Consider the following 24,364-nt stretch of genomic DNA (forward strand, 5'->3'; position numbering starts at 1 on the left):
GATGGATGCGTTGCCGTTGACGGTGCATGGGAAGTTGGATCGTCGGGCGTTGCCTGTGCCGGAGTTCGTGGTGGGTGGGCGTGGGCCGAGGAGTGTGCGGGAGGAGATTCTGTGCGGTTTGTTCGGTGAGGTTCTGGGGTTGTCGGGGGTGGGGGTCGAGGACGGGTTCTTCGATCTGGGTGGTCATTCGTTGTTGGCGACGCGGCTGGTGAGTCGGGTGCGTTCGGTGTTGGGTGTGGAGTTGCCGATCCGGGCGTTGTTCGAGAATCCGACGGTGGCGGCGCTGGACCGGGTGCTGGACGGTGCGGATTCCGCTCGTAAGGCCCTGGTTCCGGCGGTCCGGCCGGAGACCGTCCCGCTCTCCTTCGCCCAGCGCCGGCTCTGGTTCCTCAACCGGTTCGAGGAGAACTCGGCCGCGTACAACGTGCCGATGGCCGTCCGGCTCTCCGGGACGCTCGACGTGGAGGCGCTGCGCCTCGCCCTCGGCGACGTCCTGGCCCGGCACGAGGCACTGCGCACCGTCTTCCCCGACGAGCACGGCCAGCCACGACAGCAGATCCTGCCGCCCATGGTGCCGGGGCTGCCCGTCCGGACGCTCTCCGAACAGGAGCTGCCCGCCGAACTGGCCGCAGCGGCCAACAGCGCGTTCGACCTCGGCCGCGAACTTCCCTTGCGGGCACTGGTGTTCAGGCTGGGTGAGCGGGACCACGTGCTGCTCGTCGTGCTGCATCACATCGCGGCCGACGGCTGGTCGCTGGCCCCGCTGGCCCGGGACCTGTCGGCCGCCTACGCGGCCCGGCTGACCGGTGCCGCCCCCGACCGGCAGCCGCTGCCGGTGCAGTACGCGGACTACACCCTGTGGCAGCGCGACGTGCTCGGCGACGAGAGCGAGCCCGACAGCTCGCTCGCCCGCCAACTCGCCCACTGGCACGCGGCGCTGGCCGGACTGCCGGACGAGATCGCGCTGCCCGTCGACCGGCCGCGTCCGACGCTGCCGAGCCGCCGCGGCGGAACTGCCGCCGTACATGTCCCCGCCGATGTGCACCGCGGGCTGGTCGCGCTGGCCAGGGAGACCGACGTCAGCCTCTTCATGGTGATGCAGGCGGGGGTCGCCGCCCTGCTCACCCGGCTCGGCGCGGGCACCGACATCCCGGTCGGGTCGCTGATCGCGGGCCGGACCGACGAGGCGCTCGACGAGCTGGTCGGCTTCTTCGTCAATACGCTGGTGCTGCGTACCGACACCTCCGGCGACCCGACCTTCGGTGAACTCCTGGACCGGGTCCGGGAGGCCGACCTCGCCGCGTACGCCCATCAGGACGTGCCCTTCGAGCGGCTGGTGGAAGTCCTCAACCCGACGCGTTCGCTGGCCAGGCACCCGCTGTTCCAGGTGATGCTGTCGTTCCAGAACGCGGAGGCGACCGAGCTGACGCTGCCCGGAGTCGACGTCGAGCTGCTCCAGGTCGGCCTGGACGCCGCCAAGTTCGACCTGTCGGTCAACCTGGAGGAGCGGCAGACCGCCGACGGCGACCCGGACGGCATCACCGGCGCGATCGAGTACGCCGTCGACCTGTTCGACCCGGAGACGGCCGAGCTGATCGCGGGCCGCCTGGTCCGGCTGCTGGAATCCGCCGTGGCCGGCCCCGGCCGCCGCATCGGCGACCTCGCCATCGCCGAGCCCGGCGAACTCGAACGGGTGCTGGACGACTGGGGCCCGGGGCGCGGGGAGGAAGCTCCGGCGGCGGCGATGCCCGCCGCGCTGTTCGAGGCCCAGGCGGCCCGGACCCCCGACGCCACGGCCGTCGTCGCGGCGGACGCCACCCTCACCTTCGCCGAACTCGACGCCCGCGCCGACCGGCTGGCCCGGCTGCTCGCCGGGCACGGAATCGGTGCGGAGTCCTTGGTGGGGCTGGCTCTGCCCCGGTCCGCGGCGATGGTGACGGCCCTCCTCGCGGTGCTGAAGGCGGGCGGCGGCTATGTGCCGCTCGACCCCTCGTACCCGGCCGGCCGGCTGACGTACATGCTGGGCCGCACCCGCCCGGCCCTGGTGCTCACCGGCGCCGGAGGACTGCCCGGGGTGGACATGCCCGACGGAGAGATCCTTGTCCTGGACGAGCTGACCACCGAGCCGATCACCGAGCAGACCGCCGGGCAGACCGCCGGGCCGGCCGACGCTCCCGTGCGTGCGCCGAAGACCCAGGCGGGACCCGACTCACCCGCGTACGTGATCCACACCTCCGGTTCCACCGGCCGTCCCAAGGGCGTCGTGGTGAGCCACGCCTCCATGGCCGGGCTGTTCCGGAGCATGAGCCGGCGGGTGTACGGACCGGCGTCCGACGGGGCGCGGCTGCGCGCCGCGCACTTCGCCTCGTTCTCCTTCGACGCCTCCGTGGACCAGCTGCTGTGGCTCTTCGACGGGCACGAGCTGCACATCCTGGACGACGCGACCCGGTCCGACCCGGACGCGCTGCTGCGGTACGTCACCGAGCGGCGCATCGACGCCCTGAGCACCACACCCTCGTACGCGGCACAGCTCGTGGCCCGCGGCCTGCTGGACGGCGGGCACCGGCTGCGGGCGCTCGCCCTGGGCGCCGAACCGGTGCCCGAGCCCCTGTGGCGGCAGCTCGCCGGGACTCCCGGCCTGGCCGCGTTCAACCTGTACGGGCCCACCGAGTGCACCGTCGACTCCGTCGTCACCCGGATCGGCCCCGGCCGCCCGGCCATCGGCCGCCCCGTACCGGGCACCACCGCCCGCGTGCTCGACGAGCGGCTGCGCCCGGTCCTGCCGGGAGTGCCCGGCGAACTGCACCTGGCCGGGCCCGCGCTGGCCCGCGGCTATGTGCACGCCCCGGCACAGACCGCGGGACGGTTCGTGGCGGACCCCTACGGCCCGCCGGGAACCCGGATGTACCGCACCGGAGACCTGGTGCGCTGGCGCGACGGCGAGCTGGAGTACCTCGGCCGGACCGACGACCAGGTGAAGATCCGCGGCTTCCGCATCGAGCTCGGCGAGGTCGAGTCGGCGCTGTCCGGGCAGCCGGGCGTCGTCCAGGCGGCCGTCGTCGTGCGCGAGGACCGGCCCGGTGTGCGCCAACTGGTCGGCTACGCCGTGCCCGTGCCCGGCGAGCGGCCCGACCCCGGCGCACTGCGGGACCGGCTCGCGGTGGACCTGCCCGACTACATGGTGCCGGTCGCCGTGGTGGTGCTGGACTCGCTGCCGCTCACCCCGAGCGGCAAGGTGGACCGGCGCGCGCTCCCGGCCCCGGACCTCGCCACCGGCGGCGCCGGACAGGCGCCGCGCACCGGGCGCGAGGAACTGCTGGCCGAACTCTTCGCCGAAGTGCTCGGACTGCCCGAAGTGGGCGTGGACAGCAGCTTCTTCGACCTGGGCGGCGACAGCATCGTCTCCATCGAGCTGGTCAGCCGGGCCCGCGCCCGCAACCTGGTCTTCAGCCCCCGGGACGTGTTCCGGCACAAGACCGTCGCGGCACTCGCCGCGGCGGCCGAGGAGAGCGCCGGGCCCGGGGCCGGGGACCCGCAGGACGTGGCCGTCGGCGAAGTGGTGCCGCTGCCCATCGTCGAGGAGCTGCGCGAACGCGGCGGTCCCAGCGACGGCGTCAACCAGGCGACACTGCTCACCGTCCCGCCGGAACTCGGCGAGGACCGGCTCGTCCAGGCCGTCCAGACACTGCTGGACCACCACGGCGCGCTGCGCCTGGGGCTCGACCGGGGCGAGACCTGGCGGCTGGAGATCTCCGCGCCCGGCACCGTCCGCGCCGCGCGGGCCGTACGCCGCTGCGACGTGACCGGTGCGAGCGGCGACCGGCTGGCCGGGCTGATCCGGGCGGAGGGCGAAGCGGCCCGGGGCAGGCTCGACCCCGAGGCGGGTGTCATGCTGCAGGTGGTCTGGTTCGACGCGGGCCCGCAGGACCCGGGCCGGCTGCTGCTCGTCCTGCACCACCTCGTGGTGGACGGCGTGTCCTGGCGCATCCTGGTCCCCGACCTGGTCGCGGCCTGGCAGGCCGCGGCGGCGGGCGAGCCGGCCGTCCTGGCACCGGAGGGAACCTCCTTCCGGCGCTGGACGCAGCATCTGTCCCGGCTGGCGCACGAGCCGCTGCGCCGCGCCGAACTCCCCTTCTGGCAGCAGATGCTGACCGGTTCCGACCCGCTGCTGGGCAGCCGCCCGGTGGACCCGGAGCTGGACACGGTGAGCGCGCTGCGCTCGGTGACCGTCGAACTGCCCGCCGGGCAGGCCGAACCGCTGCTGACCACCGTTCCCGCGGCCTTCAACGCCGGGGTGAACGACGTCCTGCTCACCGGGCTGACCCTGGCGCTGGCCGACTGGCGCCGCCGCACCGGCCGCGGCCAGGACACCGGCGTACTGCTGGAGCTGGAGAGCCACGGCCGGGAGGACATCGTCGAAGGCGTGGACCTCTCGCGCACCGTCGGCTGGTTCACCAGCAGCCACCCCCTGAGACTGGACCCCGGACCGGTCGACGTCGCCGAGGCGATGGCCGCCGGGCCCGCCGCCGGGCGGGCGCTCAAGCGGATCAAGGAACAGCTGCGGGCGGTCCCCGACCACGGCATCGGCTACGGCCTGCTGCGCCGCCTCAACACGGCGACGGCGGCCGAGCTGAGCGGCGGCCCCGCCCCGCAGATCGGCTTCAACTACCTGGGCCGGTTCGGGACTTCGGCCCCCGCCGGCCAGTGGGCGCCGGCGCCGGAGACCGGCGCGCTGCCCGGTCACGCCGAACCGGACGCCCGGCTCCCGCACGCCCTGGAGATCAATGCCGCGGCCCACGAGACCGAGACCGGGACCCGGCTCTCCGCGACCCTGTCCTGGCCGGACGGGCTGCTGTCCGAGGACGGGGTCCGCGATCTCGCCGAGACCTGGCTGCGGGCCCTGGGGGCCATCGCCACGCATGCGGAAGACCCCGACGCCGGCGGGTGGACCCCGTCGGACGTCGCACTGACATCACTGACGCAGAGTCAGATCGATCAAGTCCTGGCCGTGGAAGGCGAGGACGACGAAGAGGATGAAGAGGACGACATGGACTCATTCTGGGGGGACGCACGGTGAACGCACGGATCGAGGACATCCTGCCGCTCTCACCGCTCCAGGAAGGGCTGCTCTTCCACGCTCTCTACGACCACCAGGCTCCTGACGTCTACACCGTCCAGATCGTCCTCGACATCGAGGGCGAGGTCGACGCGGCGGCCCTGCGGGCCGCGGCCGAGACACTGCTGCGCCGCCACGCCAACCTGCGCGCCGCGTTCCGCTACGAGGGCCTGGACCGGCCGGTGCAGATCGTCCGGCGCCGGATCAAGCTGCCCTGGTACGAGTTCGATCTGAGCGACCGCACCGAGGACGGCCGGGAGAGCGAGCTCGCCCGGATCCTGGAGGCCGACCGGACCCGGAAGTTCGACCTCGCCAAGGCCCCGCTGATCCGCTTCCTGCTGATCAGGCTCGACGAGGGCCGCTACCGCTTCGTGGTGAGCAACCACCACATCCTGCTCGACGGCTGGTCGACGCCCCTGCTGTTCTCCGAACTGTTCGCGCTCTACCTGAGCCGCGGCGACGACAGCGCCCTGCCGCGCGTCACCCCGTACCGCGACTACCTCGGCTGGCTCGCGGGCCAGGACCGGGGGGCCGCCGAGGACGCCTGGCGCCACGCGCTGGCAGGGGTGGACGAGCCGACCCTGGTCGCGCCCGTGGACGCCGCCGCCGCGCCGGTCCGCCCCGACCGCTTCCTCTTCGAGCTGGACGAGGAGCTGACCGCACGGCTCAACGCCGCCGCCCGGCGCCACGGTGTCACCCTGAACACCGTCGTCCAGACCGTGTGGGGGCTGCTGCTCTGCTCGCTCACCGGCCGCCCCGACGTCATCACCGGCACCACCGTCTCGGTGCGCCCGCCCGACCTCGACGGCGTCCGCAGCATGGTCGGCCTGCTCCTCAACACCCTGCCGCTGCGGCTGCGCGTCGACCCGGCCGAGCCCCTGTCCGGGCTGCTGTCCAGGGTGCAGGACGAGCAGGCCGCGCTGATGCCGCACCAGCACCTCGGACTCGCCGAGATCCAGGCACTGACCGGCGCCGGAACACTCTTCGACACCTCCGTCGTCTTCGAGAACTACCCGGTCGACCCGGACGCCGTGAACGCGCCCATCGGCGGACTCCGCATTCGCGGCGTCGAGGGCCGGGACGCCAACCACTACCCGCTCGGCCTGACCGTGGCGCCCGGCGCCCGCATCCTGCTCAAGCTGGACTACCGGCCCGATGTCCTCGACGGGGCGCTCGTGGAGCGCCTGGGGGACCGGATGCGGCAGCTCTTCGAGCAGGTCGCGGCCGACACCGGACAGCCGGTCGGGCAGCTGGAGTTGCTGACGCCCGACGAGCGCGGAACGGCGCTGGCCCGGAGCGCGGGACCGCGGCGCGACGTACCCGCCGCGACGCTGCCCGACCTCTTCGAGGAGCAGGTGGCGCGGACCCCGGACGCCCCCGCCGTGGCGTTCGAGGACACCGAGCTGACCTTCGCCGAACTCGACGTACGGGTGAACCGGCTGGCCCGGCTGCTGATCGAGCGCGGTGCGGGCCCCGAGCAACTGGTCGCCGTGGCCGTGGACCGTTCGGTGGACCTGGTCGCCGCCGTGCTCGCCGTCGTCAAGACCGGCGCCGCCTACCTGCCGCTCGACGTCGAACAGCCCGCCGAGCGCGTGGCGTTCGTCCTCGGCGACGCCGCCCCCGCGCTGCTGGTCGCCACCACGGCGACCGTCGGCCGGCTGCCCGCCGGCGACGTACCCGTGCTGGTCCTCGACGACCCGGCGACGGTCGCCGCCTGCGAGGCCGCACCGTCCGCCGCGCCCACCGACGCCGACCGCACCGCCCCGCTGCGCACCGGCCACCCGGTGTACGTCATCTACACCTCCGGCTCCACCGGACGCCCCAAGGGCGTCGTCGTCGACCACGCCGCCCTCAACGCCTACCTGGCCTGGGCGCGGGAGCACTACGACGCGGGCGACGGACGCTGGCTGGTCCACTCGCCGGTCTCCTTCGACCTGACGGTGACCGGACTCTTCGTCCCCCTGACCACGGGCGGCTGTGCCCACCTGGTCGAACTGCGCGAAGGCGCCCCCGACGGGCCGCCCGCCCGGCGCCCGGCACTGGTCAAGGGCACCCCCAGCCACATTCCGATCCTCACCGAGCTGCCGCCGGAGTTCTCACCGGCCGAACAGCTCGTCGTCGGCGGCGAGCTGCTGACCGCGGACGCCGTACGGCTGTGGCGCGCGGCAAGGCCCGGCGTCGCGATCGTCAACGAGTACGGCCCGACCGAGACGACCGTCGGATGCATGGAATTCCGGGTCGGCCCCGACGACGACCTCCCGGAGGCGGCCATACCGATCGGCCGCCCGTCGTGGAACACCGGGATCCTCGTCCTGGACAGCGCCCTGCGCCCGGTGGCCCCGGACGTCCCCGGCGAGGTGTACATCAGCGGCACCCATGTGACCCGCTGCTATCTGAACCGGCCCGGACTCACCGCGAGCCGCTTCGTCGCCGACCCGTTCGCCGCCGACGGCTCCCGGATGTACCGCACCGGCGACCTGGCCCGCTGGGGCGCCGACGGCGAACTGCGCTTCGTCGCCCGCGTCGACGACCAGGTCAAGGTGCGCGGATACCGCATCGAGCTCGGCGAGATCGAGACCGTGCTCACCACCCACCCCGACGTTGCCCGCACCCTCGCCGTCGTACGCGAGGACCGGCCCGGGGACCGGCGGATCGTCGCCTACACGGTGCCCGCCGAGGGCCGCCCCGCACCCCGCGCCGAGGAGTTGCGCACCCACGCGGCCCGGCTGCTGCCCGACTACATGGTGCCCGCCGCCTTCGTCGCCCTCGATGACTTCCCGCGCACCCCGAACGGCAAGCTGGACCGGGCCGCGCTGCCCGCCCCCGAGCTCGGCTCGGGCACCGGCGGCCGCGCCCCGCGCGGGCCCCGCGAGGAGCTGATGTGCGGGCTGTTCGCCGAGGTGCTCGGCGTACCGAGGATCGGCATCGACGAGAGCTTCTTCGACCTCGGCGGACACTCGCTGCTGGTGACCCGGCTGGTCGGCCGGATCCGGTCCGTGTTCGGGGTCGAACTGCCCATGCGCGCCCTCTTCGAGACGCCGAGCGTGGCGGGCCTCGCCGCCCGGCTGGACGGTGCCGAGGCCGCCAGGCCGCCACTGGTGCCGCAGCCCCGGCCGGAGCGGATACCCCTGTCGCTGGCCCAGCGGCGGCTCTGGTTCATCAACGAGGTCGACGGCCCCGGCGGCGCGTACACCGTGCCCCTCGCCGTACGGCTCACCGGCGACCTGGACACCGGCGCCCTGCACGCCGCGCTCGGTGACGTCACCGAACGCCACGAGACGCTGCGCACCCTCTTCCCCGCCGAGGACGGCACCCCGCACCAGCGGGTCCTCGACCCGGACGCGGCCCGGCCCGCACTGCCGGTCGTGGACATCGCCGAGGACGCGCTGACGGCCGCGATGACCGCCGAGGCGGGCCGCGGCTTCGACCTGGCGTCCCGGACCCCGCTGCGCGCCACCCTGTACCGCACCGCCCCGGACACCCACGTACTGCTGCTGCTCTTCCACCACATCGCCACCGACGGCTGGTCGCTCGCCCCGCTGGGGCGCGACCTCTCGGCGGCGTACGAGGCACGGGTGGGCGGCAGTGCCCCGCAGTGGGATCCGCTGCCGGTGCAGTACGCGGACTACACCCTGTGGCAGCAGGAACTCCTCGGTGACGAGAGCGACCCGCAGAGCCTGATCTCCGGCCAACTGGACTTCTGGCGTACCGCGTTGGCGGACCTCCCGGACCAGCTGGAACTGCCGGCCGACCGGCCCAGGCCCGCCGTGGCCGGCCTCGGCGGCGACACCGCGCAGTTCCGGCTCGACCCGGAACTGCACCAGCGGCTCACCGCGCTGGCCCGCGAGGCCGACGTCAGCCTGTTCATGGTGCTCCAGGCCGCGGTCGCGGCGCTGCTCACCCGGCTCGGCGCGGGCACCGACATCCCGCTGGGCAGCCCCGTCGTCGGCCGGACCGACGACGCCACCACGGACCTGGTCGGCTTCTTCGTCAACACCCTGGTGCTGCGCACCGACACCTCCGGCGACCCCACCTTCCGGCAGCTCCTGGAGCAGGTCCGGGAGACCGACCTCGCCGCGTACGCCCATCAGGACGTGCCGTTCGAGCGGCTGGTGGAGGTGCTCAACCCGGCGCGCTCGCTCTCCCGTCACCCGCTGTTCCAGGTGATGGTCACGCTCCAGAACAACGAGACCGCCGAGCTGCGGCTGCCCGCCCTCACCGCGCGCCCCCTGGAGGTCGGCACCGGCGTCGCCAAGTTCGACCTGTTCTTCGCGTTCGCGCAGGAGCGGCCCGACGGAGCCCCCGCCGGCCGGGCGGGCGGCCTCGAAGGCACCGTCGAGTTCAGCACCGACCTGTACGACCGGGCCACCGTCGACACCCTGGTGGACCGGCTTGTCCGCCTGCTGGAAGGGGTGAGCGGCGACCCGGACCGGTCCATCGGCCGGATCGAGATCCTCACCCCCGAGGAGCGCCACCGGGTGCTGGAGGAGTGGAACGACACCGTTCGCCCGCTCGCCCCGGACACCCTGCCCGCACTCTTCGAGGCACAGGCCGCCCGCACCCCCGACGCCACCGCGGTGCTCGCCGACGACGGCACGCTGAGCTACGCGGAGCTCAACGCCCGCGCCAACCGGCTGGCCCGGCTGCTGGCCGGACGGGGCGTGGGCCCCGAGAGCCTGGTCGCCCTCGCCGTACCGCGCTCGACCACCCAGATCGTCGCGCTCCTCGCGGTGCTCAAGGCGGGCGCCGCCTATCTGCCGCTCGACCCGGACTACCCCGCCGAGCGACTGGCCCACATGGTCACCGACGCGGCGCCCGCGCTGCTGCTGACCACGGCCGGGACGGCCGGCCGACTGCCGCGCGAGTGCGCCGAGGCGACCACTCCCGTGCTGCTCGACCGGCTGGAAGAACTCGACGGGTACGCCGGGACCGATCTGCGGGACAGCGACCGGACCCGGCCGCTGAGGCCGGAGCACCCCGCGTACGTCATCTACACCTCCGGCTCCACCGGCCGGCCCAAGGGCGTGGTCATGCCCGGTGCGGCCATGGTCAACCTGATGGCCTGGCACGCCGGGGCGGTCCCGGGGGCCGAGGGCACCAGGACGGCGCAGTTCACCGCGCTCAGCTTCGACGTGTCGGCTCAGGAGATCCTCTCCACGCTGCTGCACGGCAAGTGCCTGGTCGTGCCGGACGACGCCGTGCGCCGCGACCCGGCCGCGTTCGCCGGATGGCTGAACCGGCACGAGGTGCAGGAGCTGTACGCGCCCAGCCTGGTCATCGACGCGCTCTTCGACGCCCTCGGGCCGGACGGCGGACTGCCCGCGCTGACGCATGTCGCACAGGCCGGTGAGGCCCTGGTGCTCGGCGCACGGATCCGGGACGCGCACCGGCGCGGCGGCTGGCGGCTGCACAACCACTACGGGCCCACCGAGACCCATGTGGTGACCGGCTGCTCGCTGCCCGCCGACACCGACGACTGGCCCGCCACCGCGTCCATCGGACGGCCCGTCCACAACACCCGTGCGTACGTACTGGACGAGCGGCTGCGGCCGGTGGCACCGGGGGTGGCGGGAGAGCTCTATCTCGCCGGGGCCGGAGTGGCCCGCGGCTATCTGAACCGTCCGGGGCTGAGCGCCGAGCGGTTCGTGGCCGATCCGTACGCCCCGGTGGCGGGTGCGCGGATGTACCGCACCGGGGACCTGGCCCGGTGGGCCGGGGACGGGAACCTGGAGTACCTGGGGCGCACCGACCACCAGGTCAAGATCCGCGGATTCCGGATCGAGCCCGGGGAGATCGAGGCCGTGCTGGCCGCCCACCCCGGCATCGCCCGCGCCGTCGTCCTCGCACGGCAGGACGGCCCGGGACGCACCCGGCTGGTGGCCTACGCCGTACCCGCCGACGGACCGGCACCGGACACCGCCGCGCTGCGCCGGGCCGCGGCCGCCGCGCTGCCCGAACACATGGTCCCGGCCGCCTTCGTGATCCTGGACGAGCTGCCGCTGACCCCCAACGGGAAGCTCGACCGGCGTGCGCTGCCCGAGCCCGGAACGGGCGTCGGCCGCGCCCCGGCCACCCCGGCGGAGGAGCGGCTGTGCGCGCTGTTCGCCGAGGTCCTGGGCGTGGACAGGGTGGGTGCCGAGGACGGGTTCTTCGAGCTGGGCGGACACTCGCTGCTGGCGACCAAGCTGGTCAGCCGGATCCGTACCGAGTTCGGCGCCGAACTCCCCGTACGGGCCCTGTTCGAGGCCACCACCCCGGAACAGCTGGCCGACCGCCTCGGCACGGCGGGCACCGCCCGCCGGGCGCCGCGGCCGATGGCACGGCCCGAGCTGCTGCCGCTGTCCTACGCCCAGCGAAGGCTCTGGTTCATCAACCGGATGGACCCCCAGGACGCCCGGTACAACCTCGCGCTGGCCGTACGGCTGACCGGGACGCTGGACGCCGCCGCCCTGCGGGCCGCGCTCGCCGACGTCGTGGCACGCCACGAGACGCTGCGGACCGTCTTCCCCGAGGTCGACGGCGAACCCCGCCAGCGGGTGCTCGACGACTGGCGGCCGCAGCTCGACACCGAGTACCTCGGTGCCGACGCGCTGCCCGCGGCGCTGGCCGCCGAGGCCGGACGCGGCTTCGACCTGAGCGGTGAACCGCCGCTGCGGGCCACCCTGTTCTCACTCGGCACCGACACCCACGTACTGCTGCTCGGACTGCACCACATCGCCGGTGACGGCTGGTCGCTCGCCCCGCTGGGGCGCGACCTCTCGGCGGCGTACGAGGCACGGCTGGGCGGCAGTGCCCCGCAGTGGGAGCCGCTGCCCGTGCAGTACGCGGACTACACCCTGTGGCAGCGCGAGATCCTCGGCGACGAGGACCGCGCGGACAGCGAGATGTCCCGCCAGCTCGCCCACTGGAAGGCCGCGCTGGCCGGTCTGCCGGACCAGCTGGAGCTGCCGGCCGACCGGCCGCGGCCCGCGGTGGCGACCTTCCGGGGCGGCCGCGCCCCCGTCCGGATCGACGCCGCTCTGCACCGGCGCCTGGTCCGGCTGGCCCAGCAGCGCTCCACGAGCCTGTTCATGGTGGTGCGGACGGGGCTCGCGGCCCTGCTCACCCGGCTCGGCGCGGGCACCGACATCCCCGTCGGGACCGCCGTCGCCGGCCGGACCGACGAAGCGCTCGACGACCTCGTCGGCTGCTTCATCAACACCCTGGTGCTGCGCACCGACACCTCCGGCGACCCGTCCTTCGGTGAACTCCTCGACCGGGTCCGGGAGACCGACCTCGCCGCGTACGCCCATCAGGACGTGCCCTTCGAGCGGCTGGTGGAGGTACTGAACCCGGCGCGCTCGCTCTCCCGTCACCCGCTGTTCCAGGTGATGGTCACGCTCCAGAACAACGAGACCGCCCGCCTCGGCCTGCCCGGACTCGACGTCCGGCCCGAGGACATCGGCGGCGGCGCGGTCCGCTTCGACCTGCTGCTGGACCTCTCCGAGCGGTTCACCGCCGACGGGACACCGGACGGCCTGACCGGCGCACTCGACTACAGCGCCGACCTCTTCGACCCGGCCACGGCACAGCGGATCACCGAACAGTTCGTCCGCGTCCTGGAAGCCGGTGCCGCCGACCCCGGCCTGCCGATCGGCGACATCGACGTGCTCGGGCCGCAGGAGCGCCACCGGGTGCTGGAGGAGTGGAACGACACCGCGGCCGAACTGTCCGGGGCGACCCTGCCCGCACTCTTCGAGGCGCGGGCGGCCCGCACCCCGGACGCCGTCGCCCTGCTCACCGAGAACGGCACCGGCGCCTGCGCGGAGCTGAGTTACGGCCGGCTCAACGCCCGCGCCAACCGCCTGGCCCACCGGCTGATCGAGGCCGGGGCCGGACCGGAGCGGTTCGTCGCCCTGGCCCTGCCGCGCTCGGCGGAGCTGGTCGTCGCGATGCTGGCCGTGCTCAAGACCGGCGCCGGCTATCTGCCGGTGGATCCGGACTACCCGGCCGACCGCATCGCCCACATGCTCGCCGACGCCCGCCCGGTGCTCGTCGTCGCCGACGACCCGGAGTTCGACACCGGTGACCCCGGACGGCCGGTCGTCGACCCGGCCGACGACCCGTACCGGGCCGACGCCTCGACGCTGCTGCCCGACACCGATCCGACCGACCGGGACCGTCTCGCCCCGCTGACCCCCGCCCACCCCGCGTACGTCATCTACACCTCCGGCTCCACCGGCCGGCCCAAGGGCGTGGTGATCCCGCACTCCGGGCTGGTCAACTTCCTCACCGCGATGACGGACCGCTTCCCGCTCGGGGCGGCCGACCGGCTCCTCGCCGTGACCACGGTCGCCTTCGACATCCACACCCTGGAGATCCACGCCCCGCTCATCGACGGCGCTGGCGTGGTCCTGGCGGACCGCGCGACCGTACGCGACCCGGACGCCCTCGCCGCCCTCGCCGAACGCACCGGGGCCACCCTGATGCAGGCCACCCCGTCCCTGTGGCAGGAACTGGTCACCGGCCACCCGGAACGGCTGCGCGGGCTGCGCATGCTCGTCGGCGGCGAGGCACTGCCGCCCGGCCTCGCGGCCGCCATGCGGGAGCTCGGCACGGAGGTCACCAACCTCTACGGCCCCACCGAGACGACCGTGTGGTCCACGGCCGCCGCGCTCACCGGCCGGCCGGGCGCCCCCGCCATCGGCACACCGGTGCGCAACACCCGTGCGTACGTACTGGACGCGCGGCTGCGGCCGGTGGCACCGGGGGTGGCGGGAGAGCTCTATCTCGCCGGGGCCGGAGTGGCCCGCGGCTATCTGAACCGTCCGGGGCTGACCGCGGAACGGTTCGTGGCCGATCCGTTCGCCCCGGTGGCGGGTGCGCGGATGTACCGCACCGGGGACCTGGCCCGGTGGGCCGGGGACGGGAACCTGGAGTACCTGGGGCGCACCGACCACCAGGTCAAGGTCCGCGGTTTCCGGATCGAGCTCGGGGAGATCGAGGCCGTGCTGGCCGCACACCCCGATGTCGCCCGCGCCGTCGTCACCGTCCACGCGCAGGGTTCGCCGGACGCCCGGCTCGTCGCCTACCTGGTGCCCTCGGGGGACCGGGAGCCCCGGCTCGGCGCCGTGCGCGAGCACGCGGGTGCGGTGCTGCCCGAGCACATGGTGCCCGGCGCCGTCGTCGTCCTCGACGCGCTGCCGCTGACCCCGAACGGGAAGGTGGACCGGGCCGCCCTGCCGGACCCGGAGTTCGGGACCGACGGGGCGGGGCGCGCCCCGCGCACCCCCGCCGAGGAAATCCTGTGCGGGATGTTCGCCGAGATCCTCGGGGCGGACCGGGTGGGACTCGACGACAGCTTCTTCGACCTGGGCGGCCACTCGCTGCTCGCCACCCGGCTGGTCAGCCGGATCCGTACCGCCTTCGGCGTCGAACTGCCCATCCGGGCCCTGTTCGAGGCGCCCACCGTGGCCCGGCTCATCGTCCACCTGGACGAGGCCGCCGCCGCCCGGCGGGCCCCGGCCGCCGTACCGGACCGGCCCGAACGGATTCCGCTCTCCTTCGCCCAGCGGCGGCTCTGGTTCATCAACCGCTTCGACGAGCAGAGCAGTACGTACAACATGCCCTTCGCCGTACGGCTGCGCGGCGCCCTCGATGCGGGGGCCCTGCGCCGGGCGCTGGCCGATGTCGTCGACCGGCACCAGAGCCTGCGCACCACCTTCCCCGAAGTGGACGGGGTGCCCTGCCAGCACGTGCTTTCCGCCGCGGACGCCGCACCGCCGATGCCCGTCGTCGTCACCACCGAGGAGCGCCTCCCCGGCGAACTGGCCGCCGAGGCGGGCCGCGGCTTCGACCTCGCCGCCGAACCGCCGCTGCGCGCCACGCTGTTCGCGCTGGCGCCCGAGGAACACGTGGTGCTCCTGCTGGTGCACCACATCGCCGGTGACCGCTGGTCGCTGGCCCCGCTCGCCGGTGATCTGGCCGCGGCGTACGCGGCACGGAGCGCGGGCGAGGCCCCCGACTGGGCGGAACTGCCGCTCCAGTACGTGGACTACACCCTGTGGCAGCATCGGGTGCTCGGCTCCGACGAGGACCCCGACAGCGTCATCTCCCGTCAACTGGCCTTCTGGACCGAGGCGGTGGAGGGGTTGCCCGAGGAACTGGACCTGCCCACCGACCGGCCGCGCCCGGCCCGTACCGACTTCCGCGGCGACGAGATCACCTTCGAGCTGAGCCCGGAGCTGCACACCCGGCTCGCGGCCCTGGCGCGCACCCACCGGGCCAGCCTCTACATGGTGCTCCAGGCCGGACTCGCGGCCCTGCTCACCCGGCTCGGCGCCGGCACCGACCTGCCGATCGGCTGCGCGGTCGCCGGCCGGGACGACGAGGCCCTCGACGAACTCGTCGGCTTCTTCGTCAACACCCTGGTGCTGCGCACCGACACCTCCGGCGACCCGGGGTTCGCGGAGCTGCTCGACCGGGTCCGGCGCACCGACCTGGCCGCGTTCGCCCACCAGGACCTGCCCTTCGAGCTGCTCGTCGAGAAGCTGAACCCGGAGCGGGTGGCGGGCCGGCACCCGCTGTTCCAGATCGCGCTCGGGCTGCAGAACGCCACGCCCGAACCGCGTGACCTGACCGGTCTCGACACCCGGGCCGAGCCGCTCGGCGTCCAGGTGTCCCGCTTCGACCTGCTGTTCAACCTGGTCGAGCGGCACGACGCCGACGGCCGGGCCGCCGGGCTGTTCGGCGTCGCCGAGTACAGCACCGACCTGTTCGACGCCGGTACCGTACGCGGGCTGACCGACCGGCTGGAGCGGCTCCTGCTGGCGGCCGTCGCCGACCCGGAGCTGCCGATCGGCGCACTCGACCTGCTGGCCCCGGAGGAGCGGCACCGGGTGCTCGTCGAGTGGAACGACACCGGCCGCGAGGTCCCGGCCCTGCCGGTGCCCGCCCTCTTCGAGGCCCAGGTGACCCGGGCCCCCGGCCGTACCGCGCTGGTGCACGAGGACCGCACCCTGACGTACGGCGAACTCAACGCGCGGGCCAACCGGCTGGCCCGGGTCCTGGTGGACCGGGGCGTCGGACCGGAGCGGATCGTGGCCCTGGCACTGCCCCGGGGCATCGACCAGGTGGTCGCCGTCCTCGCCGTGCTCAAGGCGGGCGGCGCCTATCTGCCGGTCGACCCGGACTACCCGGCCGACCGCATCGCGTACATGCTGGCCGACTCCCGGCCCACGCTGCTGATCAGCCATGCGGGGATCGCCGCCGCACTCCCCGGGCACGACACACCGGTGCTGCCGCTCGACGCGCCGGAGACAGGCCGGGAGACGGCCGCGCGCCCCGCCGGAGACCTCACCGACGCCGAACGCACCCGGCCGCTGCTGCGCGGCCACCCGGCGTACGTGATCTACACCTCGGGCTCGACCGGGCGCCCCAAGGGCGTCGTGGTGTCCCACGAGGGCCCGGCCAGCCTGGCCTTCGGCCAGATCGACCGGTTCGCGGTCGGCGAGGACGCCCGGGTGCTCCAGTTCGCCTCGCCCAGCTTCGACGCCGCCTTCTCCGAGCTGTGCATGGCACTGCTGTCGGGCGCCGCCCTGGTGCTCGCGGAACGCGACCGGATGCTGCCCGGCGCCCCGCTGGCCGAACTGATGGACACGGAGCGGATCACGCATGTGACCCTGCCGCCCGTCGCCCTGACGGTGCTGCCGCCCGAGGCCATGCGCACGGTCACCACCCTGGTCGTCGCGGGCGACGCGGTCTCCCGCGAATCGGTCGCCCGGTGGTCCCGGGACCGCAGGATGATCAACGCCTACGGGCCCACCGAGACGACGGTGTGCGCCACCATGAGCCGGCCGCTGTCCGCGGGGGACGGCGCACCGCCGATCGGCCGCCCCATCGACAACGCCAGGGTGTACGTCCTGGACGGGCGGCTCGCCCCGGTGGCCCCGGGCGCGGTCGGTGAGCTGTACGTCGCGGGCGCGGGCCTGGCCCGCGGCTACCTGGGCCGCCCCGCACTGACCGGCGGGCGGTTCGTCGCCGACCCGTTCTCCCCGTCCGGCGGCCGGATGTACCGCACGGGTGACCTGGTGCGCTGGGGCGGCGACGGCGAACTGCGGTTCGTCGGCCGGGCCGACCACCAGGTCAAGGTCCGCGGCTTCCGCATCGAGCCGGGCGAGGTCGAATCGCTGCTGGCCGGCCACCCCGAGGTGGCGCAGGCCGCGGTGATCGTGCGCGAGGACCGGCCGGGCGACCGGCAGCTCGTCGGGTACGTGGTGCCCGCCGAGCGCTCCGCCCGCGCCGACGGCACGGACGGCGGGACCGACGCGGCGGAGCAGGTCGACGAGTGGCGCGAGGTCTACGACACGCACTACCGCCAGGAGGCCGAGGCCGGGGAGTTCGGTGAGAACTTCTCCGGCTGGCTGAGCAGCTACGACGGCACGCCCATCGAGCTGGAGCAGATGTGGCAGTGGCGGTCCGCCACGGTGGAGCGCATCCTCGCGCTCGACCCGGTGCGGGTCCTCGAACTCGGCGTCGGCAACGGCCTGATCCTGTCCAAGGTCGCCCCGCACGTCGAGACGTACTGGGGCACCGACTTCTCCTCGGAGGCCATCGAGGCGCTGCGCGCCCAGGTGGACCGGGAGCCCGGCCTCGCCGGACGGGTGGAGCTGCGCACCGGGGCCGCCCACGAGACGGACGGGCTGCCCCGGGGCTTCTTCGACCTGGTGGTCGTCAACTCGGTCGCCCAGTACTTCCCGGACGCCGGATACCTGGAGGACGTCGTACGCAAGGCGGTCGCCCTGGTGGCGCCGGGCGGCAGCGTCTTCGTCGGGGACGTACGCAACCTGCGTACCCTGCGCGGCTTCTCGGCCGGAGTGATGCTGAACCGCTGGACGCCCGGTGAGGGCCTGGCCGCACTGCGCCGGGGGGTGGAACAGAGCGTCGTGATGGAGAAGGAGCTGCTGGTCGACCCGGCCTTCTTCGGCGCCCTGGCCGACACCGTTCCGGGCCTGTCCGCCGATGTCCGGATCAAGCGTTCCGCCTTCACCAACGAGCTGACCAGGCACCGTTACGACGCGGTCCTGCACACGGGCGGCCGGCCCGGGGCCCCCGTTTCGCGGGAGCTGGCGTGGGACGCGGTGCCGGGCGGCCCGGACGAGCTGGCCGCCCGGCTGGAGTCCTCCAACGCCCGGCTGCGGGTGAACGGAGTGCCCAACGCCCGGCTCGCCGGTGAACTCGGTGCGCTGCGAGCCCTGGAGGCGGAGGCGGACCCGTCCGCCGTCGTCGCGGCATGGGCCCGCCCGGACGGCGCCGGTGTGGAGCCCGAGGAGCTGTGGCGGCTCGCCGAGCGGCTGGGCCGGCCGGTGGCCGTGACCTGGTCGGACGGCGGGGGAGAGGGCGCCATCGACGTGGTGTTCGGCGCCCCGGGCGACGAGGCGCCCACGGTGAGCCCGAAGGCCCGCCCCGGTGTCCCGCTCGGCTCGTACACCAACGACCCGGTGGGCAACCGCGAGGTCGGCAGCCTGGTCGCCGCGCTGCGCGCACACCTCGCCGGGCGGCTGCCCGACTACATGGTCCCCGCGGCGATCGTGCCGCTGGAGGCCCTGCCCGTCACCCCCAACGGAAAGCTGGACCGGCGGGCGCTGCCCGCACCGGACTTCGACGCCGCGTCCGGCGGACGCGCACCGGGAACCGAGCGCGAGGAGCGGCTGTGCGCCCTGTTCGCCGAGGTCCTCGGGCTGTCCTCGGTCGGCGCGGAGAGCAGCTTCTTCGAGCTGGGCGGCGACTCCATCCTCTCCATCCAGCTGGTCAGCCGGGCCCGCAGGGCGGGTCTGGTGATCACCCCGAGGGAGGTCTTCGAGCACAAGACCGTCGAGGCGCTGGCCGTGGTGGCGGGCACCGTCGACGCCACCCGGCAGGCCGAACCCGACGTCCCCGTCGGAGAGCTCCCGTACACGCCGATCATGCACTGGCTGGCCGAACTGGGCGGCCGGAGCGACGCGTTCAGCCAGTCCATGCTGGCGCCCGTTCCGGCGGGCTGCGATTCCGACACGGTGACCGCGGCCCTGGACGCGCTGCTCGACCACCACGACGCACTGCGCGCCACGAAGGCCCCCGCCCCCGCCCGGTCGCTGGAGATCCGCCCGGCCGGCGCGGTCACCTCCGCCGATGTGCTGTGCCGGGTGGACGTCACCGGCCTGGACGAGGAGGCGGTACGTGCCGTCATCGACGAGCACGCCGCACAGGCCGTGCGCCTGCTCGACCCGGAGAACGGCGTCATGCTCCGGGCGACCTGGTTCGACGCCGGCCCCGGCGCGCCCGGCTGCCTGCTGCTGACCGCACACCACCTGGTCGTCGACGGGGTGTCCTGGCGGATCCTGCTGCCCGATCTGGACCAGGCGCTGGCCGCCGCACGCTCCGGGCACCGGCCCGAGCCGCAACCGGTGGGAACCTCGCTGCGGGCCTGGTCGAAGTGGCTCGGCGAAGAGGCCGTGCGCCCGGCCCGGACCGCCGAACTGCCCTACTGGGAAGGGGTACTGGCCGGTCCGGACCCGCTGCTCGGCGCCCGTCCGCTGGACCCGCGCCGCGATGTGGCCGCCACCCTGCGCCGCTTCACGCTGCGGCTGCCCGCCACCGGCCTGCTGGCGGACGTCCCGGCGGCCTTCCACGCCGGAGTGGCCGACGTACTGCTGACCGGCCTCGCGCTGGCCGCGACCCGTCGCCGCGACCCGGCCGGCGGCGGCACACTGCTGGTGGACGTCGAGGGGCACGGCCGGTACGAACCGGAGGGCATCGACCTGTCCCGTACCGTCGGCTGGTTCACCACGCTCTACCCCGCCAGGCTGGAGCCGGGCACACCCGACTGGGACGAGGTGCGCAACGGCGGACCCGCCGTCGGCCGGGCGCTCAAGCGCGTGAAGGAACAGCTGCGCGCGGTGCCCGGCGACGGGCTCGGCCACGGGCTGCTGCGCCATCTCAACCCGGAGACCGCCGAGGTGCTGGCCCGGTTCGATGCCCCGCAGCTCGCCTTCAACTACCTGGGGCGGGTCCCCGGCAGCGGTGGCCCCGCCGTCACGGGCGACGAAGGCACCGTCACCACGGGCAGCGGCGGCTTCGACCCCCGTATGCCGCTGGGGCACGCGCTGGAGGTCAACTGCCTGGTCGAGGACGGCCCGGACGGGCCGTGGCTCTCGGCCACCTGGTCCTGGCCCGGCGAGCTGCTGACCGATCAGGAGGTACGCGCACTCGCCGACGACTGGTTCACCGCGCTGGAGGGCCTGGTGACCCACGCCGGACAGCCGGGCGCGGGCGGGCGGACCCCGTCCGACCTGCCGCTGGTCCCACTGGCCCAGGACGAGATCGAACGGCTGGAGCGTGTCTGGCCGCTGCTGGACGAGGTGCTGCCACTGGCCCCGCTCCAGGAGGGGCTGCTCTTCCACGCGCTCTACGAGACGGACGCCGACAGCTACACCGTGCAGCTGTCCCTGGACATGACCGGCGAACTGGACGGCGACGCGCTCGCCGCCGCCGCCGGACAGGTGCTGCGCCGCCACGGCAACCTGCGCGCCGGGTTCTGGCACGAGGGCGGCGGACAGCCGGTGCAGTTCATCCCCACCGAGGTCGAACTCCCGTGGTTCTCCTACGACGTGACCGCGCAACCCGAGGGGGAGCGGGACGCCGAACTGGATCGGATCCTGTCGGCCGAGCTGGCGGCGGGCTTCGACCCGGCGCGGCCGCCGCTGATCCGGTTCGCGCTGGTGCGGCTCGCCGCCGACCGGTACCGATTCGTGGTGACGAACCATCACATCCTGCTGGACGGCTGGTCGATGCCGGTCCTGCTGGCCGAACTCGCGGCCTGCTACGCGGGCCAGGGCTCCGCCCTGCCCCGGGTCACCCCCTACCGGGACTACCTCGGCTGGCTGGCCGCACAGGACCGCACGGCCGCCGAACTGGCCTGGGGCCGGGCGCTGGACGGGCTGGAGGAGCCGACCCTGCTCGCGCCGCCCGGCAGCGAACCGGCCGTCGCGGAGCGCCTCGAAGTGGATCTGCCCGCGGACTTCACCGCGGAGCTGACCGCCGCCGGACGACGGCTCGGCGTCACGCTCAACACCCTGGTGCAGACGGCCTGGGGCGTGCTCCTGGGCCGGCTGACCGGCCGCGACGACGTGACCTTCGGTGCCACGGTGTCCGGCCGGCCCCCGGAGATCGCCGGGATCGAGACCATGGTCGGGCTGTTCATCAACACCCTGCCGGTACGGATCCGGCTCCGCCCCGAGGAGACGCTCGCCGAGCTGCTGAACCGGGTGCAGTCGGAGCAGCTCGCGCTGCTGCCGCACCAGTACCTCGGTCTCGCCGACATCCAGCGGATCGCCGGAATCGGTGAACTCTTCGACACCGCGACCGTCTTCGAGAACTACCCCACCACGCCGGGCGGGCTCGCCGCCCCGGACGGTGCGGCACCCGCCGTACAGGTCTCGGCGACCGAATTGCGCGATGCCACGCACTACCCGCTGAGCCTGGCCGCGGCCCTCGTCGGGGACCACCTCCATGTCCGGCTCGACCACCGGCCCGACGTGCTCGGCCGGGAGGAGGCCGGACGGCTCGTCGACCGGCTGCGGCAGGTGCTGCGGACCATGGCCGAACAACCCGGCACCCGGGTCGGCCGGCTGGACCCGATGCCCCCGGCGGAGCGCGACCGGCTGCTGGCCTCGGGTGACGACCGCGGCTCGGCGGCCGGGGCCGCGACCCTGCCGGAACTCTTCGAGGCCCAGGCCGCCCGCACCCCGGACGCCCTCGCGGTGATCGCGGACGGCACCTGGCTCGACTACGCGGAGCTGAACGCGCGGGCGAACCGGGTGGCCCGGCTGCTGGTCTCCCGGGGCGCCGGCCCAGACCGCCTGGTCGCGGTCACCGGCCCCGCGTCGGTGGACTGGCTGGTCGCCCTGCTCGCGGTCGCCAAGGCGGGAGCCGGATACGTACCGCTGGACCCCGGCCTCCCGGCCGACCGGATCGCGTTCCTGCTCGACGACGCCCGGCCGGTGCTGGTGCTGGCCACCGGGCCGGCGGACGGGCTGCCGGGGCCGGTGACCGGACCCGCCGAACTCGCGGCGGCCTGCGCCGGACTTCCGGACGGGAACCTCACCCAGGACGAACGCGACCGCCCGCTGCGGCCGGGCCACCCGGCGTACGCGATCCACACCTCGGGCTCCACCGGCCTGCCCAAGGGCGTCCTCGTCACCCACGCGAACCTGGCCAACCTGGCCGCCGACCACATCGCACGGTTCGGGATCACGGCGGGCAGCCGGGTGCTCCAGGCGGTGTCGACCAACTTCGACCCGTCGCTCGCCGATGTGGCGATGGCCCTGCTCTCCGGCGGCACCCTGGTGCTGCCGCCGGCCGTCGGGCTGACCGGTGAGCAACTGGCGGCGGTGCTGGAGCGGGAGGCCGTCACCCATGTGATGCTGGCGGCCCCCGTCGCCGCGACCCTGCCGGACCGGGCGCTGCCCGCGCTGCGGGCCCTGGTCCTGGGCGGAGAGTCGCTGAGCCGGTCGCTGGTGGCCCGGTTCGCCGAGGGGCGGCAGGTGTTCAACGCCTACGGGCCCACCGAGACGACCGTGGCCGCGACCGTCAGCGCCCCGCTCGCACCCGTGGGCGGTGTGCCGCCGATCGGCCGGCAGATCCGGGGTGCGGCGGTGTACGTCCTGGACGGGGCGCTGCGGCCGGTGCCGGAGGGGACCGTCGGTGAGCTGTACGTGGCGGGCGCGGGCGTGGCCCGCGGCTATCTGAACCGGCCCGGCCTCACCGGGCAGCGGTTCGTCGCCGACCCGTTCACGGGCGACGGCGCGCGGATGTACCGCACCGGCGACCTGGTGCGGCGCCGGGCCGACGGCGACCTGGAGTTCACCGGACGGGCCGACCAGCAGGTCAAACTGCGCGGGTTCCGCATCGAGTTGGGCGAGATCGAGTCCGTGCTGGCGGACTGCCCCGGAGTCGCCAGGGCCGCCGTGGTGGTCAGGGAGGACCGGCCCGGCGCCCGCCGCCTGGTCGCCTACCTGGTGCCGACGGACGGCCACGAGCCGGTGGACCCGCGCGCCCACGTGGCCGCCGCGCTGCCGCAGTACATGGTGCCGTCCGTGTTCGTGACGCTGGAGCGGCTGCCGCTCACGGTGAACGGCAAGGTGGACCGGGCGGCGCTGCCCGAGCCCGTGACGGACGGGGCGGCGGGCCGCGGCCCGCGCTCCCCGCGCGAGGAGGAGATGTGCCGGCTGTTCGGCGAGGTGCTCGGCCTCGACCGGGTCGGTGTCGACGACGACTTCTTCGCGCTCGGCGGGGACTCGCTGTCCGCGACGCGGCTGACCGGCCGGGTGCGGGCCGTGTTCGGGGTCAGGGCGAGCATCAGCACACTGTTCCGGTACCCGACCGTCGCCGAATTCACCGAACGGATCGGAACGGACGGCGAACAGGACCCGTTCGATGTGCTGCTGCCGCTTCGTACCGGTCAGAACGGCCCCGCGCTGTTCTGTGTGCACCCCGCCGCCGGAATCAGCTGGACGTATTCCGGATTGCTCCGGCATATCGATCCGCAGTATTCGGTCTATGGAATTCAGGCGCGCGGACTTTCCGGCCCCGCCGAACTTCCGGAAACCATTGGGGAAATGGCGGCCGACTATCTGGAACAGATTCGCACGGTGCAGCCGAGCGGTCCGTACCACCTGCTCGGCTGGTCGATCGGCGGCGTGATCGCCCACGAGATGGCCGTCCAGCTCCAGGAGGCCGGCGAACAGGTCGAGCTGCTGGCCGCGCTGGACGCCTACCCCGAGGCCGTCACGGGGGAGCGGCCGGCCGCCGAGGAGGCCGATGTGCTGGCGGCGCTGCTCCAGTTCACCGGAATCGACCCGGCACAGATCACCGAGGAGCTCACCGCGGAACTGGTCGCCGGGCTCGTGGCCGGTACCGGGAGCGCCCTGTCCGGGCTGGACGAGGAGCGGATCGCCGCCCTGGTCGCCGCATGCAGGAACATGCAGCGGGCCACCCATCGCCCTCGTCTTTTCAGCGGCGACCTCCTAATGTTCGTCGCAACGCGAAACAAGAATTCCGGGTCGCCGAATCCGCAGGCATGGTCGCCCTATACGGGCGGTCGCATCCACACCGTGAACATCGACTGTGACCACGACGACATGACGAATGCCGAACCGATCGGGCACATCGGCCGGGTACTCGCAGAGAAACTCGGTGCCATGAAGGTCACGGGCCCCGCGTCCTGAATTC

At 74.0% G+C, this 24,364-nt stretch carries 2 protein-coding genes; both read left to right on the plus strand.

Going from position 1 to position 24,364, the window contains the following annotated elements:
• The first annotated feature begins 1 nt into the window (after window position 1).
• Window positions 2-5,077 (plus strand): amino acid adenylation domain-containing protein, encoded by a 5,076-nt coding sequence (locus ABZY11_RS24960; RefSeq protein ID WP_356481267.1) that lies wholly within the window; start codon window positions 2-4, stop codon window positions 5,075-5,077.
• Entirely contained in the window at window positions 5,074-24,360 is a 19,287-nt protein-coding gene (locus tag ABZY11_RS24965) for a non-ribosomal peptide synthase/polyketide synthase (protein ID WP_356481268.1), read from the plus strand. Before ABZY11_RS24960 ends, ABZY11_RS24965 begins: the two co-directional genes overlap by 4 nt.
• Window positions 24,361-24,364 lie beyond the last annotated feature (4 nt).

It is taken from the genome of Streptomyces sp. NPDC006510, assembly GCF_040611955.1.
Classification (GTDB): domain Bacteria; phylum Actinomycetota; class Actinomycetes; order Streptomycetales; family Streptomycetaceae; genus Streptomyces.